We start from the raw sequence: 15,573 nt of genomic DNA, 5'->3' as shown, positions 1-15,573 counted from the left end.
ATAGCCATGTGGTACTTCACCTGGATCCTCGGCATCTGCGTTGCCGTCTTCGCGGCCATCATCAATGTGATGTGGCTCGAAGCTAACTATGCCTTTGGCGAACGTAACGAAGACCTGACTCGCTCACGATTCGAATCCGCCCGCGACGCCGACGTGTAGCTAGATGCATCAACGAAGACCCAGTTTGCAGCGGCGGCGGCAGGGAGCGCGCCTCGGCCGTGCTGGCACGCGTCGGCGGCAACGCCATCACCTGCTTGGATGGAAGTATCAGGCTATCCTGACCACGTCCGGATAAGCGGGACGCGCGTCCTCGTGGAACAGATCACCGAGATAGAGCGCCAGGTCGCGCTCCTCGACCTCGTGCGGGATGACGAAGTCGGCCGCGCGCCGCTTGCCGTCCGAACCGGGATAAAAAGCAGCCCACTGGCCGCCCTGGCGCTCAATATGGATGCGCGTGCCGAATACATTGAACTTCAACGACATTCAAAGCTCCTCGATGCGTAAAGTGCCCGACTGCAGCGGGCGCACGAGGATATTGTACACATCGACATCGAAGCTCACCGCGGCCGCCCGCGGCTTGTCCAAACCAAGATAGCACCAGCGATCGATTATCGCACGCTGGCGCAGTCCAGCCGATTCTTCAACGATTGCCACCGCGCCAGCAAACGGCCAGCGTGTCACGCGCAACGGTTCCAGCGCCTGGCGTACCCGTACTGCGTGATCGGCGGCAGGCTCTTCGCCAGTGCAAGCACCCTTGCAGCGCGCCACCTGCCGCGCAAAACACGGCCGCCCCGGAACGCCCTTCTCAAGCCCGGTCGCCACCGGGCATAGGCCACGCGCATGAACTACGTCGCGCAGCGTTTCGATGGCCGCCTTCCTGCTGCCAAACAGTCCATATAGCTGCCCCGCCAGCGCAAAGTCCACTTCCCGCGCAAAGACGATCTCGGGATGGTCGCCCGCCATGCTGATAGAGCACATTACGCGCAGCCTGCGCAGCTTGGAATTGAAAACCGGCTGGTGCAGTTTGACCAATTCCGATTCGCGCAGCAAAGCGCCAATCTCGCCCCCGGTGCGCTCGAAGTCGATGGTGGCGGCGCGCGCCAGCATCTGCATTTCCTCCGCCGTTCGCATGTGCGACAGCACCCGTGTGCGGATATTGACGCTCTTGCCGATGTAGACCGGCTTGCCGGCCGCATCGCGAAAGATGTAAATCCCCGGCAGCGACGGCAAGGCATCGATGCATTCTCTGGGGATGTGGGCGGGATAGCTGAAGTTCAATACGGGGTCGCTGACCACCAGCAGTCCCAGCGAATTGACGTGGGTGCGCATGCGGCCATGATACCATTCGCCCCGCCATGAAATACCTCAGCGCTTACTCAGAACAGACACTTTCCCAGGTCCGCCAGGTAATGGACCAGGGCCGCCTTGGCGAAGTACTGCTGCAACGTTATCCGAAAGCCCATGATATCCGCAATGACCGTGCGCTGTACGACTACGTCCAGGATCTGCGCAACGAATTCCTGCGCAATGCGGCCCCGATTGACAAAGTGGCGTTCGACAGCAAGATCCACGTGATCAACCACGCGCTCGGCCTGCACACCTCTGTCTCACGCGTGCAGGGCGGCAAGCTGAAAGCCAAGCACGAAATCCGCGTGGCGACAATGTTCAGGGAAGTTCCGCTGGAATTCCTGCGCATGATCGCGGTGCACGAACTGGCCCACGTAAAAAAAAAGCAACACGACAAGCCGTTCTACAAGCTGTGCACCTATATGGAGCCGAACTACCACCAGTACGAGTTCGACACCCGCCTCTACCTGACCCACCTCGACGCTTCGGGCCAGCGCCTCTGGTAGGCGCCTTTCAATACCCCGGCGAGCCAGCCGGAAGTGTATTCAGCATTTCAGGCTTTGCACCAGCGCGCCTGGCGAAGCGTTCACGCGCACCAGGGCCGCGTGCTGCGGCTTGATGAAGCCTTCGTCGCAGGCGTGTTCGATGAAGCCGACCAGCTTGTCGTAGAAACCATCGACGTTCAGCAGGCCAACCGGCTTGCTGTGGATGCCGAGCTGCGACCAGGTCAGCATCTCGAACAGCTCTTCCAGCGTGCCCATGCCACCCGGCATGGCGATAAAGCCATCCGACAACTGCGCCATCATGGCTTTTCGCTCGTGCATATCCTTGACGATGAACTGGCGCGTCAGGCCGTTATGGCCTACTTCGCGCTCGACCAGGGCGGTCGGGATCACGCCGGTCACTTCGCCGCCAAGGCGCAGCACCTCGTCGGCGATCACGCCCATCAAGCCCACATTGCCGCCGCCATACACCAGCGCCAGGTTTTGCTCCACCAGGGCCGCGGCCAGCGCACGCGCCTGTTCGGCGTAACGAGGGGAAGCGCCGGCGTTGGCGCCGCAATATACGCAAATCGATTTCATTTGAGCTTCTTCAGGTATTCTTCGGACAGTTTCTGGAACAGCAGGCTGGTTTCACCGCGCAGGTAAGGGCCGATCTGGGACAGCACCTGGTAGCAGCCGCGCGCCAGTGCATCGGCCATCGATTGCTGTTCGGAGTATTTGCGCGGGTTGCGCACGTATTCGTAGGACAGCCAATAAGTCGCCACTACCACCATATTCACCGACATCGCATCGATCGCCATGTCGCTGGCTTCCAGCGAGCCTTCGCTGCGCAAGTCCAGGCACAGGTTGCGCGCCACCTTGATCTTGTGGGCCAGCAGTTCCTTGAACTCCAGCTCCAGCTTGCGGTTGCGCGACAGCAGGTCGTTCAGGTCGCGGTAGAAGAAGCGGTAACGCCAGATCAGCTCGAACATCAGGTGCAGGTACAGCCACACGTCCTCCACGTTTGAGCGGCGGCCGCTAGGCACCTGCAGCATGCGCTCCGCTTCGGCCTTGAACTGGACGAAGATCGAGTTGACGATATCGTCCTTGTTCCTGAAATGGTAATAGAGGTTCCCCGGGGAGATATTCATCTCCTCGGCAATGACGGTGGTCGTGATATTGGGCTCGCCGAACTCGTTAAACAAGCGCAGCGAGAGTTCCAGGATGCGTTCGCGGGTTCGTCTTGGCGCTTTTTGTAGCATAACAGGGGGGCTCTATTGTTTCCCCTGCAAGGATATCACTATTAGAAGTTTTCCAGAAGTTACGCTTTTTTCGTTGTGGCCTTTTTGACGGGCTTTTTCACCAAAGCCTTCAATTCTTCGACCTGCCGGCTCAGTTCATCCATCCGGTCGATCAGGGCGTTGATGTCCTGCCGCATGGGCACGCCAATCGAGTCCAGCGCCCGGGTCACCCGCTCCTCGAACACTTTTTCCAGTGAATTGACGGTTTCGCGCACATGGACGGCGCGGTCTCCTTCGACGGCTCGGGCACGCTTTTGCAGGTCGGTGAAGGCCCCCAGCCCCGCCTTCCAGATGTCCTGTGCCGATTCGCGCACTGCCTTGGTCAGCCGTTCTTCGCTTTCCTCAAACGATTTCGTCTTTTTAACCATGGCGGCGGCTCCTGTATCTGTCCTGCTGCCATTGTAAGTCGCGCTCTCTAGAACGGGGCTTCTAATGCGGTCTACGATGCCCGCATGGGGCCGAAAACCCTGTGGGTCTCCGCCGACAGCGCCCGGGCGCTGAAAAACGGTGCCCACGGCTACCGCATCGGCCAGGCGGCCGATTAATTGAGGTATTGCGGCGCCCTGACTTGCGAATGCAGCCGGAAGCCTTCGCGGATATTCTCGCGCAGCACCGCGCCCTTCCACGGCTTGGTGTAGAAGCGGTCAATCGCCCCGTGGTTGATGGCCGCCATGATCGGCGTCAGGTCGGCATAGGCCGACAGCATGATCCGGAACGTATCCGGCGCCAGGTTCTTGACCCGCTCCATGAACTCGGTCCCGGTCATCATCGGCATGCACTGGTCGCACAGGATCACCTGCACGCGGTGCCGCGCCAGCACGTCGAAGCCTTCCGCCGCGGTCTGCGCGGTCAGGATCCGGTAGCCGTCCTGCGCCAGGAAATCGCTCAGCACATCGAGCATGAAGGCATCATCATCGACAATCAGCAAGGTTTGCTGGTCGACGATGCTTTCGTCGTTTGGCGTCTGCAGGTGGCGCCCTTCGCGCAGCATCTGCACGAAGTCCCCCTCTGGCAAGGGGCGGCTGAAGTAATAGCCCTGCATTTCGTCGCAGTCGTGGCGCCGCAGGTAGGACAATTGCGCATCCTTCTCCACGCCCTCCGCAATCACTTTCAATTTCAGGCTGTGGGCCATATTGATAATGGCCAGCACGATCGCCGCATCGTCCGGATTGCTGGTCACCTCGCGCACGAATGCGATGTCGATCTTCAGCTTGTCGATCGGGAAGCGTTTCAGGTAAGCCAGCGAAGAGTAGCCGGTGCCGAAGTCGTCGATCGAAATCTTCACGCCCAGACCCTTCAGGTTTTGCAGGACCGTGATGGTTTCCTCGGCATTGGACATCAGCGAGCTTTCTGTCAGCTCCAGCTCCAGCAGTTCCGGCGAGATATCGTTCTCCTTGATGGCCCGCATCACCTCTTCTTCCAGGCCGCCGACGAAGAACTGGATTCCGGATACGTTGACCGACAAATGCACTGGGCCGACATCCCCTTTCGCCCACTCGGCAATCTTGCGGCAGGATTCATGCATCACCCAGCTCCCGACTCGCACGATCAGCCCGGTTTCCTCCAGCAGCGGGATGAACAGCGCCGGCGACACCAGCCCGTGGCCTGGCCGCTCCCAGCGCAGCAGCACCTCGGCGCCGCTGATGCGGCCGGAGGCAATATGTACCTTGGGCTGGTAGTACAGCCTGAATTCGTTGTTGTCGATGGCGCGCCGCAGCGCATTTTCCATGTCCAGCCGCGCCAGCGATTGCGCATTCATTTCCGCGGTGAAGAAGCGGAAGGCGTCGCGGCCCGCCTCCTTGGCGCGGTACATCGCCGTATCGGCGTACTGGATCAGCGTATCGGGATCGCTGCCATCTTCCGGGAAAACGGAAATGCCGATGCTGGCGGTGACCGTCACCTCGTGGCCCTTCAGGTCGAAGGGCTGGCGCATCGCATCGCGGATCTTGTCGACTACCGCAATGGCGTTCTGCGCACCTTCCGGCAGCATCAGGATCGCCGCGAATTCGTCGCCCCCGAAACGCCCGATCGTGTCGCGCACGCGCAGGCACTCCACCAGGCGGCTGGAGAACTGCCGCAGCAGCTCGTCGCCGATGGTGTGGCCCAGCGTGTCGTTGATGTTCTTGAAGCGGTCCATGTCGAGGAACAGTACCGCCAGCGCCCAGTTATGCTCGGCCGCCTGTTTCAGCGACAGCTTCAGGGAATCGTAGAACTGGCTGCGGTTCGGTAGGCCGGTCAGGGTATCGAAATGGGCCAGCTTGAGCAGGCGGCGCTCCGCCTCCTTGCGCTCCGTGATGTCGCGCGCGACGGCCACCAGGATCCAGTTCTGGCCCGAACGCAGCGTGCGGCGCTGCACTTCCACGGACAACGGCGAGCCGTCCTTGCATTCAAGCAGCAACTCGGCCATCGCCCCGCTCTGGTCGCCCGCCAGCAGCTTGTCGTACAGGTCCTGCAAAGGCTGCAGGCCGGGATCAAGCTCACGATCCGGCCCAACCTTCAGGAATTCCTCGCGCGCGAAACCCAGCATGCGGCAGGCTGTCACATTGACGTCGATGAAGCAGGAATTGGCGCGGTCGACCAGGAAGATCGCATCGGCCGTCGCGTCCATGGCAAGCCGGAAGCGGCGCAGGTCTTCGTCAAGCCGGATGCGCGCGTTCATATCCAGCTGGAGCTGGGCGTGGTGGCGGCTGATCTCCTCGTACAGCAGCAGGTTCTCGTAGGCGACCGAAATCTGCGCCGCCACCGTCACCGCCACGCGTTCATCGACTTCGTTGAACTCGTCGGCGCCCAGCTTGTCCACCAGGTAGAGCCAGCCGTGCACGCGGTCGCGCGAGGCAATCGGCACGCCAAGGAAGGAATGCACCTGCGGGTGGCCGGCCGGCAGCCCGATCTCGCGCGGATCGCCGCCCAGGCGGCTCATGCGCACCGGCTGGCGTTGCTGCAGCAGGCTCTCGAGGATGCCGGCGCGCGGCTGGCCCGCCACGACCTGGGCCTGTTCGCCCACGCCGCAGGAAGCAAAATAACTGGTCTCCTGCGCATCCTGTTCCAGCACGCCGATGCAGGCGAAGCGCGACACGCAAATATTCTGGGCTACGCGCACGCCGATTTCGATCAGGCCTTGCGCATCGCGCTCGGCGCCGAGCTCGATCCCCAGCTCGATCAGGGCCGTCAGGCGCAAGCTGACAGCCTGCAGGCTGGAGAGGGAGCGCGACAGGCGCTCGGTCATCTGGTTCAGGTGTTCCGGCTCGCCTTCATGCGCCTCGCCATTGTTGGCGATGCGCGTAATGAGCTGGCTGCTCGACTCCAGTTCGTCGATGTATTCCGCCACCTTGTGCTCGATATCGAACAGGCGGCCCTGGCTGGGCGGCTCCGGTGCAAATGCCGGCAGCGCCTCGCCCTGCTCCGCCATGCCCAGGGCCTGGTGCACCGTCTTCAGGATCACGTCCGGGTCGGACGGCTTGGGCAGCACCCAGCGCACGCCGCACGCTTCCGCCACCGCCATCGCCTCGCGTTCGCGGTAGGTCGCGGTATAGAAAATGATCGGCACGTCAGCCAGTTCCGGCTTGCTGCGGATGCGGTTGACGAATTCATAGCCATCCATGTTCGGCATCAGGATGTCGGATATGACCAGGTCCGGCCGCTCCGCTTCCATCACCTTCAAGCCTTCCATGCCGCTGGACGCTTCCAGCAGGCGGTGGCCGCTGTAGCCAAGCAGCGTCATCAGGAATTCGCGGTTCAGCACATGGTCATCGACGATCAGGATCGTCGCGATGTCGTTCTCATCCCGGGACGACATCTCCCCCGGCAAAAAAGACTCGATTTGCGAGACGAAGGTGTCAGGCTCGATCGGCTTGCCGATATAGCCGTCAAAGCCGGCAGCGAGCAGCTTTTCGCGGTCGCCGACCATGGCCAGCGCGGTCACGGCCAGCGCGGGAATGTCTTTCAGTTCCGGGTCTTGTTTCAGTTGCGCCACCACGCCGTAGCCATCGAGCTTGGGCAGGTGCACGTCGCAGATGATCAGGTCGGGCACTTCGCGGCGCGCCACTTCCACGCCTTCCTCGCCGTTGTGGGCCAGGAGCGGCTGATAGCCGAAGGCACGGAGCAGGTACACCATCAGCTCCATATTCGTAGGGTTGTCTTCGATAATCAGGATGCGTGCTGACATTGGTACTCCTGTCAATGTATCGCCTCTAGTATCCGCTATTCCAGCGGCAATGTGAGCACAAATATGCTGCCATTGCCAGGCTTGTCGAAATGCCGGACCGAGCCGTTCAGCAGTGCCGCCAGTTTCTGGCTCAGGCGAATGCCCAGTTGTTGCATGATGTCTTCCGTGACGCCGGTACCGGTGTCGCTGACACTGACTTGCACCACGGGCTTGCCCTCCGCCACGCTGCGTTCCAGGGCGATACTGACTTCACCGCGTTCGGTAAATTTGATCGCGTTAGTCAACAGGTTGCCCAGGATCTGCTGCAAGGCGCGACGGTCGGTGCGCAGCATCACGGCTTGCGCCGGAGCGCGGAAATGCAGCACCAGCCCTTTCTGCTTTGCCTGCGGGCGCAACGCCAGCACCAGTTCTTCGACAACGGCACGGCAGTTCAGCGGCTCGGCGTTCAACTCCACCTTGCCCGAGCCGATCTTGGCAAAGTCGAGCAGGTCGTTGATCAGGGCGAGCAGGTGGCGCGCGCTGGCTTGCACGGTACGCAGCTGCTGTTCCTGATCCGCATTCAAGGGACCGGGAAGCTGCATCAGCAACGTGCCTGTGAAACCGATGATGGCATTCAGCGGCGTGCGCAATTCATGCGACATGCTGCCCAGGAAGCGCTCCTTGGCCTGGCTGGCCTTTGCCAGTTCGCTGACATCACGTACGGAATGGACTTGCAGCCTGCTGTCGCCGGCGCCCAGCTGGCTGCTGCGCACATCCGCCGGGAACCTGTCCCCGCCCTTGCGCGCCCCCCAGGCTTCCGGCCCCCTGGGCAGCACGGCTTCAAGGGCCATGCCGCGCATTTCACCCGGCAGGTAGTCAAACAGGTCTTCCGCCCGGCAGTTGGCCAGCACGATGCGGCCAGACTCGCTGGCCACCACGATAGCATCCGGCATGGATTCGAGCAGGCTGCCAAAGCACTCTTCGGCCTCCAGGGTTTCTTCGAGCTTGCCGTAGTCTGTCGCCATCGTCCCGCTTTCTTATTGAAACCAACTAGGGTCAAAATTGCAGCGTTTCTTGCTTGGCCTCAAGACAGTCTAAGTGATACCCAAAATCTCCGCAAGAATGTGGCTTGCGATCGCTGGATGGCGGCCCATGCCGACATGGCCGATGCCATGCAGTGCGATATTGCGGGCGCCGGGCAGGTGGCAGGAATCCTGCGGCGCGATGATGTTGTCGTGCCAGGAGTAGATGGAAGTGAACAGGCCGCGCCGGTTGCGGTCGGCGGCGTCCAGCTGCGCCAGCCATTCGGCATTGCGCTGCATCTGGCGCGCGTTGTGGCCCGGCCCCAGGTGCGCCAGGTCGGTGCCGTGGTGCGGCGTAGCCAGCGTGATGATGCGCGCCACATGCGCGGCGCCGAAGCGGCGCAGCCAGGCGCGCGCCACCAGCCCGCCCATGCTGTGCGCCACGATGATGAGCTTCGCGCTGCCGCTGGCAGCCAGCAGCGCCTGCACGCCCTGCTCCAGCTGCACGGCAAAGTCTTCGATATCGCCGAACACCGGTTCCAGGTCCACGGTGGCATGACTGTAGCCGCGCTCTTCCAGCTGCTCGGCCAGGTGCACCCAGAAGCCGCCGTTGGCACCATAGCCGTGCACCAGCAGCACCGGCAAGCCGTGCGGCGTCCTTGCAATATGCATGCGGGGCTGGTGGCGCAACATATGCCACGACGTCACGGCCATGGTGGACGCATACTCGTGAAAGAACAGCTGCAAGCGTTGCAGCAGGCCCAGGTGAGCCTCCTCCGGCAGCGGCCGCCGCGTCATGCGGAAATTGTTGGCCGTGATCGCCAGGCGTACCAATAGCACAACAATCACCGCCAGCAGCAGCGCCACATCGGCCGGCACCAGGCGCGATAAGGCCCATGCGATGACGATCGCAACGGCCACTTGCGTGGCCATGATCATCAGCAGCATGCGTTTTACCATGGGTCAGGCGGTCCTTGCCAGGCGCTCGGCCAGGCCGCTTGCCAGCCGGGCCGCGACGCCATAGATCGACAGCTGCGGATTGGCGCCGATCGAGGTCGGGAACAGCGAGCCATCGTGCACCGACAGGTTGCCGATGCCGCGATACAGCCCGTCCGGCGCCACAACCCCGGTGGCGGCATCGCCCGTCATCGCGCAACCGCCCATGACGTGGGCCGAGACCACGCGCGTCAGCAGCTTTTGCATCGGCAGCACGGCAATGGCCTGCCTCGCTTCATCCCAGTTCCTGTAGGGCTGCCGCACCAGTTCGTGCACCGGACCCACGCCGTCGGCGCCGGCGGCGAACTGGATTTCCGCCATGGTCAGCAAGGCGCGGCGCGCGCCTTCCCAGAAGTAAGGCGTCAACGGGTAGTCCAGGCGCGGCGAGCCGTCGCTGTACAGCGTCACGCGGCCGCCGGCCGCTTCCGGATGGAAGCCGTCGCGCAGCAGCGCCAGCATGCCCTGCACCTTGGCAAAGTGTTTCATCAGATTGGCATGGGCCGGGCCGTAGCCCGCCAGCGTGGTCGCGCCAAGCACCGGATGCAGCGGAGCGACTTCCAGCTTGTAGCCCATGGGGCCGTCCAGCGCCTGGGTGTGCAGGAAATGGTCGGAATAGACGGTCTGCGGCGCGCCATTGAAGGCTTCCACCGCTTGCGGGTACAGCCCCATCGAGACCACCACCGGATGCAGGAAGGTGCGCTGGCCAAGCAGCTGCTGCGGATCGGGCGCACCGGAGCGCAGCAGCAGCGCCGGCGAGTTGATGGCGCCGCCTGCGACCACGAAGTGGCGCGCCTTGAGCGTCAGGCGGCGGCCGGTCGGTTCCATGCCATCCGCAGTCAACGCCACGCACTCGAGCGAAGTGGCATGGCCGCCCGCCAGCGTGAAGCGCTCGGCGCGGGCACGCGTCAGCAGCACGGCGCCTTTTTCCAGCGCGGATGGAATGGTCGTCACCAGCATCGACTGCTTGGCATTGGTCGGGCAGCCCATGCCGCAATAGCCCAGGTTCCAGCAGCCGTTGACGTTGCGCCGGATCAGGGCGGTCTTGATGCCCAGCTTGTCGGCGCCGGTGCGCAGCAGGTCATTGTTGGCGTTCGGCGGGGTCAGCCAGTCGTCGATGTGCAGGCGCTCTTCCATTTTCTGGAACCAGGGCGCCATGCCGTCCACGCTATAGTCATGCAGACCGTATTTCGACTGCCACCAGCCCAGCGTGTCGGACGGGGTGCGGAAGCTGGATGTCCAGTTGACCACGGTGGTGCCGCCGACGGTGCGGCCTTGCAGGATGTTGATCGCCTTGTCGGCGGTCTTGCGGGCGGCGGAATCCTGGTAAAGCGAAGGATAGGCATCCGCCTCGCGCATCTTGAAATCCTTCGACGATTTCAGCGCGCCCTCTTCCACCATCAGGACTTTCAGGCCGGCTTGCGCCAGGATTTCCGCCGTCACGCCGCCGCCCGCGCCGGTGCCGACCACGACCACGTCGGCATCGAAGCCGCGGTCCTGCTGCAAGGTGGAGGCATCGATGACTTGCCAGCCGGCGGCGATGCCGGCCTGGATTGGATCTGGAATCGGGCTGCTCATGCGCTCAACTCCTTCATCGGGCCGGAATAGGCGATGGCCGCCCAGGTCGAAGATTCGGCGTACCAGGCGCCGAGCACCAGGTCATGCAAGCCATGGTAAGCCGTCTGCAGCATCTCGGTGCGATGGGTGCGCCATCCCTCCAGGAAGGCCGCCACCTGCGCGGGGCTTGCCTGCGGCCAGGCCGGCACGCCAGCCAGCAGGCGGCGCGTGGGGGCCATGTTCAGCAAGCCGAACAGGTCACTGATTTCCTTCTGCACGCGCAGCGGCAGCCCATTGATGGCCGCGCCGACGCGGTCGATTGCCGCCTGCAGCGCAGCCGCGTCGGGCGAGACGCCGGTAATGGCTGGAATCAGCACCGCCAGCATGGTGCGGCCCGCGGCATCGAGCGCAAAACGCTCGGGCACGGCCGGACGGAGTTGCCGGTACACGGCCCCGCCGGCGACAAGCGCCAGGCCGCCCAGCAGCCCGGCCTTCAAGAATGATCTGCGTTGCATCTAGTCCCCTCTTAATAGTTATAGGGGGATTCTAAGGACGCCGCCGCGCCCCGACTAGAGAAAGACCTCTAATCCTTGCGGCTGCGCAGCTGCATCTGGCGCGCAATGCCGCGCAAGATGTTGACTTCTTCCGTTTCCAGCCCGGCGCGCGCAAACATGCGCTTCAGGCGGGGCATCAGCTTGCGCGGATTGTTAGCGTCGAGAAAGCCGACCTCGACCAGCGCCTGCTCCAGGTGTTCGTACATGCCGTCGATCTGGGCCGCGCTGGCCGCTTCGCCGTGGAAGCCGACCGGGCTGGCCGCACGCTGCCCGTCGAGCGCCGCCACGCGGCATTCATACACCAGGACCTGGGCCGCCTGCGCCAGGTTGAGCGAGGAATAGTCGGGATTGGCCGGGATATTCACCAGCACATTGCAAGGTTCGACGATCTCATTCGGCAGGCCAAAGCGCTCGTTGCCAAAGATCAGGGCCGCGCGCAATTCGTGGCCGTCAGCCAGTTGCCCGGCAAATTCGCGCGGCGTCACCACCGGCGGCGAAAACTCGCGCAGCCGCGCCGACACGGCCGCCGTGAAGTTGATGCCCTCCAGCGCCTCGGCCATGCTGCCCACCACCCGCGCCGCGGACAGGATATCCTGCGCGCCGGAGGCGAACGCCACCGCTTCCTCATGCTCGCAGGCCGCTTCGAAGCGCGGATTGACCAGCACCAGGTCGGAAAAACCCATGGTTTTCATGGCGCGCGCCACCGATCCGATATTGCCGGGGCGGCTGGTTTCCACCAGGACGACGCGCAGGCGGTGGAAGGTCGAAGGTGCGGTTTCGGTCTGCTTCATTTACAATAGCGGGATTCTGCGTTGGGCCGCATTTTACCTTGCCCGCACAACGCGCCGCTCTTTTTCAATCTTGTCATCATTTCCGCTGCCGGATGCGCGAAGCGTTTCCGTGGGCGGCAATGTCTATTTTACGGAAGCTAGTATGCACCCAATGCTGAATACGGCCATCAAGGCCGCGCGCCGTGGCGCCGCTGTGATCAACCGCGCATCCTTCGACCTGGATCGCGTGAACGTAACTGAAAAGCAACACAATGACTTTGTCACTGATGTTGACCAGGCTGCCGAACAGGCCATCATCGAAGTGCTGCTGAAAGCCTACCCGGACCATGCCATCTTCGCCGAAGAATCCGGCATCACCGGCACCGTAAATGACGAGAGCGAATACGTGTGGATCATCGATCCACTGGACGGCACCACCAACTTCATGCACGGCTTCCCACAGTACTGCATCTCCATCGCCCTGCAGCAAAAAGGCGTGGTGACCCAGGCCGTGGTCTACGACCCGGTGCACAACGACTTGTTTACCGCCACCAAGGGCGCCGGCGCCTACCTCAACGAAAAGCGCATCCGCGTCAACAAGCTCGACCGTATCAGCGGCGCCCTGCTCGCCTCCGGCTACAAGCCAGGCAGCCCGGCCGCCATCGCTGAATTCGCCAAGATGTTCACCATCATGGCCGAGCGCTCGCACGGCATCCGCCGCGCCGGCTCCGCCGCCCTGGACCTGGCCTACGTCGCCTGCGGCCGGCTGGATGGCTACTACGAAAAGAACCTCAAGCCATGGGACATCGCGGCCGGCGCCCTGCTGGTGACCGAAGCCGGCGGCATTGCCGGCGAGTTCAACGGCGAATCGAACTATATGAACAGCGGCCACATCATCGCGGCCTCGCCCAAAGTGTTCGGCCAGATGGTTGGCCTGCTGGCAGAGTTTGCATAAAAACAAGCGCAAAACCGCCACAACAGAGGCCCTGCGGGGCCTCTTTTCTTATTGCCGTGCGTCAACGATTCTGAGTTACTGTTATACTCCGCTCAGGGCCGACGTTTCCGTATGGCAATAATTTCCACATAATTTATATAATAACTATGAACTTTTCCGATCTCGGCTTGTCCGATGCCATTCTGCGCGCGGTCGCCGAAACCGGCTATACAGCCCCTACCCCGATCCAGGGCCAGGCCATTCCTGCCGTACTGAATGGCGGCGACCTGCTGGCCGGCGCCCAGACCGGCACCGGCAAGACCGCCGGCTTCACGCTGCCTGTGCTGCATCGGCTGTCGACCGACGCCGTCGGCAGCAAACTGGTCAACAATACTTCGCCGCGCCCGATCCGCGCCCTGATCCTGACGCCGACCCGCGAACTGGCGGCCCAGGTGGAAGAAAGCGTCAAGACCTACGGCAAATACACCAAGCTCAACTCGGCCGTGATCTTTGGCGGCGTCAGCATCAACCCGCAGATCAAGCTGCTCAAGCACGGCGTCGACATCCTGGTCGCCACCCCGGGCCGCCTGCTCGACCACATGGGCCAGGGCACCGTCAACCTCGACAAGATCGAAATCCTGATCCTGGACGAAGCCGACCGCATGCTGGACATGGGCTTCATCCGCGACATCCGCAAGGTGCTGGCCGCCCTGCCGCCGAAGCGCCAGAACCTGCTGTTCTCGGCCACCTTCTCCGACGAGATCAAGGCCCTGGCCGACGGCCTGCTGGACAACCCGAACACCATCGAAGTGGCACGCCGCAATTCGACGGTGGAAATCATTTCGCAGAAAATCCACCCGGTCGACCGCGACAAGAAGCATCCGATGCTGTCGCACCTGATTCGCACCCACGCCTGGACCCAGGTGCTGGTATTCACCCGCACCAAGCACGGCGCCAACAAGCTGGTCGAGCAACTGGGCAAGGATGGCGTGAAAGCCATGGCGATCCACGGCAACAAGAGCCAGACTGCGCGTACCCGCGCGCTGGCCGAGTTCAAGGATGGCACGCTGCAGTGCCTGGTCGCCACCGATATCGCCGCGCGCGGCATCGACATCGACCAGCTGCCGCACGTGGTCAACTACGACCTGCCGAACGTGCCGGAAGACTATGTGCACCGCATCGGCCGCACCGGCCGCGCCGGCGCCAAGGGCGAAGCGGTGTCGCTGGTGTGCGTGGACGAACACGCGATGCTGCGCGATATCGAACGCCTGATCAAGGTCACGCTGCCGCGCGAAATCATCCCGGGCTTCGAGCCGGACCCGAACGCCAAGGCGCAACCGATCCAGCTGCGCAGCGGCGTCGGCCGCCACACGAACCGGCCGCCACGTCAGGGCGGCAATGGCAATGGCGGCAATGGCGGCGGCAACCGCAGCCAGAACAGCCAGGGCAAGCCACGCGTCGCGGCCAGCAGCAACGGCGGCGCACCGCGCGCTGCCGCTCCGGCAGGCATCCGCCGCGACGCCCGTCCAGGCGGCAGCCCAAGCGGCGCCCGCCCATCCAACGCCCCGCGCAACCGCCCTCCACGCTGAACCGGGCCAGGCCCGCTATAATCGCGGGCATGCCACAGTTCGCTGCCAATCTGTCCATGCTGTTCACCGAAGCGCCCTTCATCGAGCGCTTCGGGCTGGCGCATGCGGCAGGCTTCAAGGGCGTGGAATTCCTTTTCCCTTACGCCTTCGATTCCGACGACATCAAGGAACGCTTGCAGCGTCACCAGCTGCAACTGGTACTGCACAACCTGCCGCCCGGCGACTGGCAAGCGGGCGAGCGCGGCATGGCTTGCGATCCGCGCCGCTTCGAGGAATTCCAGGATAGCGTCGGCCTCGCCCTGGAATACGCGAGGGAGCTGGACACGCCGCGCGTGCATTGCATGGCCGGTCTCCTGCCCGGCGGCCTGGCGCCGGAGCGTGCACGCGAGGCGTATATCCGCGCCTTGCAATACGCCGCCGACCAGTTCGCGCCGCATGGCATTGACGTGCTGATCGAGCCGATCAACCATTTCGACATTCCCGGCTATTTCCTGAACCATAGCCGCCAGGCGCTCGAGATCCTGTCCGACGCCGCGCGCCCCAACCTGTTCCTGCAGTACGACATTTACCACATGCAGCGCATGGAGGGCGAACTGGCCAACACCATCCGCGCCTGCCTGCCCCATATCCGCCACATGCAACTGGCCGACACCCCGGGCCGCCATGAACCGGGCACGGGCGAGATCAACTACCCTTTCCTGTTCCGCCTGCTCGACGAACTCGGCTACCGGGGCTGGATCGGCTGCGAGTACCTGCCAGGCACGCGCACCGAAGACAGCCTGGCCTGGGCCACGCCCTACCTTCGCGCCTGACCTTTGCGCTGGCGCAAACGCGCCCGCTGCGCCGAGGTGCAAGATGGTCTCTGCCGCCCGAGGAGACC

The 15,573-nt window shown here is 63.2% G+C and carries 16 protein-coding genes; 5 read left to right on the top strand and 11 right to left on the bottom strand.

What is annotated here, in order from left to right:
• The first annotated feature begins 6 nt into the window (after positions 1-6).
• A complete protein-coding gene (gene cydX / locus ACN9MZ_RS11720) occupies positions 7-159 on the top strand; it encodes a cytochrome bd-I oxidase subunit CydX (RefSeq protein ID WP_426342298.1) in 153 nt (50 codons plus the stop codon).
• A 108-nt stretch (positions 160-267) separates the two neighbouring features.
• Here cydX and ACN9MZ_RS11715 read toward each other — a convergent pair whose 3' ends face one another.
• Together ACN9MZ_RS11715 and ACN9MZ_RS11710 are read right to left on the bottom strand one after the other, a co-directional pair.
• On the bottom strand, positions 268-483 hold the full coding sequence (locus ACN9MZ_RS11715) for a DUF7661 family protein (protein WP_426342297.1): 216 nt from the start codon (positions 481-483) through the stop codon (positions 268-270).
• Complete coding sequence (locus ACN9MZ_RS11710; protein ID WP_426342296.1) at positions 484-1,329, bottom strand: endonuclease; 846 nt, start codon at positions 1,327-1,329, stop codon at positions 484-486.
• A 26-nt stretch (positions 1,330-1,355) separates the two neighbouring features.
• Here ACN9MZ_RS11710 and ACN9MZ_RS11705 point away from each other — a divergent pair, with 26 nt between their 5' ends.
• A complete protein-coding gene (locus ACN9MZ_RS11705) occupies positions 1,356-1,853 on the top strand; it encodes a YgjP-like metallopeptidase domain-containing protein (RefSeq protein ID WP_426342295.1) in 498 nt (165 codons plus the stop codon).
• A 39-nt stretch (positions 1,854-1,892) separates the two neighbouring features.
• Here ACN9MZ_RS11705 and ACN9MZ_RS11700 read toward each other — a convergent pair whose 3' ends face one another.
• From ACN9MZ_RS11700 to ACN9MZ_RS11660, 9 genes are all read right to left on the bottom strand, one after another.
• On the bottom strand, positions 1,893-2,429 hold the full coding sequence (locus tag ACN9MZ_RS11700) for a TIGR00730 family Rossman fold protein (protein WP_426342294.1): 537 nt from the start codon (positions 2,427-2,429) through the stop codon (positions 1,893-1,895).
• Positions 2,426-3,091, bottom strand: coding sequence for a TetR/AcrR family transcriptional regulator (locus ACN9MZ_RS11695; protein ID WP_055934831.1), 666 nt, complete (start codon positions 3,089-3,091; stop codon positions 2,426-2,428). Before ACN9MZ_RS11695 ends, ACN9MZ_RS11700 begins: the two co-directional genes overlap by 4 nt.
• A 59-nt stretch (positions 3,092-3,150) precedes the next feature.
• Positions 3,151-3,498: a phasin family protein gene (locus ACN9MZ_RS11690; RefSeq protein WP_426342293.1), complete on the bottom strand. Its 348-nt coding sequence runs from the start codon at positions 3,496-3,498 to the stop codon at positions 3,151-3,153.
• A 173-nt stretch (positions 3,499-3,671) separates the two neighbouring features.
• Complete coding sequence (locus tag ACN9MZ_RS11685; protein WP_426342292.1) at positions 3,672-7,295, bottom strand: EAL domain-containing protein; 3,624 nt, start codon at positions 7,293-7,295, stop codon at positions 3,672-3,674.
• A gap of 35 nt (positions 7,296-7,330) precedes the next feature.
• The gene (locus ACN9MZ_RS11680) at positions 7,331-8,299 is read right to left on the bottom strand and encodes a PAS domain-containing sensor histidine kinase (protein ID WP_426342291.1); all 969 of its coding nucleotides are present in this window, start codon (positions 8,297-8,299) and stop codon (positions 7,331-7,333) included.
• A 69-nt stretch (positions 8,300-8,368) separates the two neighbouring features.
• Positions 8,369-9,244 carry an esterase/lipase family protein gene (locus tag ACN9MZ_RS11675; RefSeq protein ID WP_426342290.1) on the bottom strand — a complete coding sequence of 292 codons (876 nt, stop codon included), beginning with the start codon at positions 9,242-9,244 and terminating at the stop codon, positions 8,369-8,371.
• Between the two features lie 15 nt (positions 9,245-9,259).
• Positions 9,260-10,867 (bottom strand): GMC family oxidoreductase N-terminal domain-containing protein, encoded by a 1,608-nt coding sequence (locus tag ACN9MZ_RS11670; protein WP_426342289.1) that lies wholly within the window; start codon positions 10,865-10,867, stop codon positions 9,260-9,262.
• Positions 10,864-11,361, bottom strand: a complete 498-nt coding sequence (locus ACN9MZ_RS11665) for a hypothetical protein (RefSeq protein WP_426342288.1) — start codon at positions 11,359-11,361, stop codon at positions 10,864-10,866. Before ACN9MZ_RS11665 ends, ACN9MZ_RS11670 begins: the two co-directional genes overlap by 4 nt.
• A 68-nt stretch (positions 11,362-11,429) precedes the next feature.
• Positions 11,430-12,191, bottom strand: coding sequence for an RNA methyltransferase (locus tag ACN9MZ_RS11660; protein WP_426342287.1), 762 nt, complete (start codon positions 12,189-12,191; stop codon positions 11,430-11,432).
• A gap of 151 nt (positions 12,192-12,342) precedes the next feature.
• On the opposite strand from ACN9MZ_RS11660, the gene ACN9MZ_RS11655 reads away from it, so the two are divergent.
• From ACN9MZ_RS11655 to otnI, 3 genes are all read left to right on the top strand, one after another.
• Complete coding sequence (locus tag ACN9MZ_RS11655) at positions 12,343-13,125, top strand: inositol monophosphatase family protein (protein ID WP_426342892.1); 783 nt, start codon at positions 12,343-12,345, stop codon at positions 13,123-13,125.
• Between the two features lie 146 nt (positions 13,126-13,271).
• Positions 13,272-14,693: a DEAD/DEAH box helicase gene (locus ACN9MZ_RS11650; RefSeq protein WP_426342286.1), complete on the top strand. Its 1,422-nt coding sequence runs from the start codon at positions 13,272-13,274 to the stop codon at positions 14,691-14,693.
• Positions 14,694-14,722: 29 nt separating this feature from the next.
• The gene (gene otnI, locus ACN9MZ_RS11645) at positions 14,723-15,505 is read left to right on the top strand and encodes a 2-oxo-tetronate isomerase (protein ID WP_426342285.1); all 783 of its coding nucleotides are present in this window, start codon (positions 14,723-14,725) and stop codon (positions 15,503-15,505) included.
• The last annotated feature ends 68 nt before the right edge of the window (positions 15,506-15,573 follow it).

This window comes from Pseudoduganella sp. S-14 (genome assembly GCF_049913285.1).
In the GTDB taxonomy this organism is placed as follows: domain Bacteria; phylum Pseudomonadota; class Gammaproteobacteria; order Burkholderiales; family Burkholderiaceae_D; genus Rugamonas.
This window is presented reverse-complemented; position numbering and strand designations above follow the sequence as displayed.

Excerpts from the sequence above, each read along its gene's own strand:
- cydX (WP_426342298.1), top strand. The coding sequence starts at position 7 with ATGTGGTACTTCACCTGGATCCTCGGCATCTGCGTTGCCGTCTTCGCG.
- ACN9MZ_RS11695 (WP_055934831.1), bottom strand. The coding sequence starts at position 3,091 with ATGCTACAAAAAGCGCCAAGACGAACCCGCGAACGCATCCTGGAACTC.
- ACN9MZ_RS11660 (WP_426342287.1), bottom strand. The coding sequence starts at position 12,191 with ATGAAGCAGACCGAAACCGCACCTTCGACCTTCCACCGCCTGCGCGTC.
- ACN9MZ_RS11700 (WP_426342294.1), bottom strand. The coding sequence starts at position 2,429 with ATGAAATCGATTTGCGTATATTGCGGCGCCAACGCCGGCGCTTCCCCT.
- ACN9MZ_RS11655 (WP_426342892.1), top strand. The coding sequence starts at position 12,343 with ATGCTGAATACGGCCATCAAGGCCGCGCGCCGTGGCGCCGCTGTGATC.
- ACN9MZ_RS11665 (WP_426342288.1), bottom strand. The coding sequence starts at position 11,361 with ATGCAACGCAGATCATTCTTGAAGGCCGGGCTGCTGGGCGGCCTGGCG.
- ACN9MZ_RS11715 (WP_426342297.1), bottom strand. The coding sequence starts at position 483 with ATGTCGTTGAAGTTCAATGTATTCGGCACGCGCATCCATATTGAGCGC.
- ACN9MZ_RS11705 (WP_426342295.1), top strand. The coding sequence starts at position 1,356 with ATGAAATACCTCAGCGCTTACTCAGAACAGACACTTTCCCAGGTCCGC.
- ACN9MZ_RS11670 (WP_426342289.1), bottom strand. The coding sequence starts at position 10,867 with ATGAGCAGCCCGATTCCAGATCCAATCCAGGCCGGCATCGCCGCCGGC.
- ACN9MZ_RS11680 (WP_426342291.1), bottom strand. The coding sequence starts at position 8,299 with ATGGCGACAGACTACGGCAAGCTCGAAGAAACCCTGGAGGCCGAAGAG.
- ACN9MZ_RS11675 (WP_426342290.1), bottom strand. The coding sequence starts at position 9,244 with ATGCTGCTGATGATCATGGCCACGCAAGTGGCCGTTGCGATCGTCATC.
- ACN9MZ_RS11710 (WP_426342296.1), bottom strand. The coding sequence starts at position 1,329 with ATGCGCACCCACGTCAATTCGCTGGGACTGCTGGTGGTCAGCGACCCC.
- otnI (WP_426342285.1), top strand. The coding sequence starts at position 14,723 with ATGCCACAGTTCGCTGCCAATCTGTCCATGCTGTTCACCGAAGCGCCC.
- ACN9MZ_RS11690 (WP_426342293.1), bottom strand. The coding sequence starts at position 3,498 with ATGGTTAAAAAGACGAAATCGTTTGAGGAAAGCGAAGAACGGCTGACC.
- ACN9MZ_RS11685 (WP_426342292.1), bottom strand. The coding sequence starts at position 7,295 with ATGTCAGCACGCATCCTGATTATCGAAGACAACCCTACGAATATGGAG.
- ACN9MZ_RS11650 (WP_426342286.1), top strand. The coding sequence starts at position 13,272 with ATGAACTTTTCCGATCTCGGCTTGTCCGATGCCATTCTGCGCGCGGTC.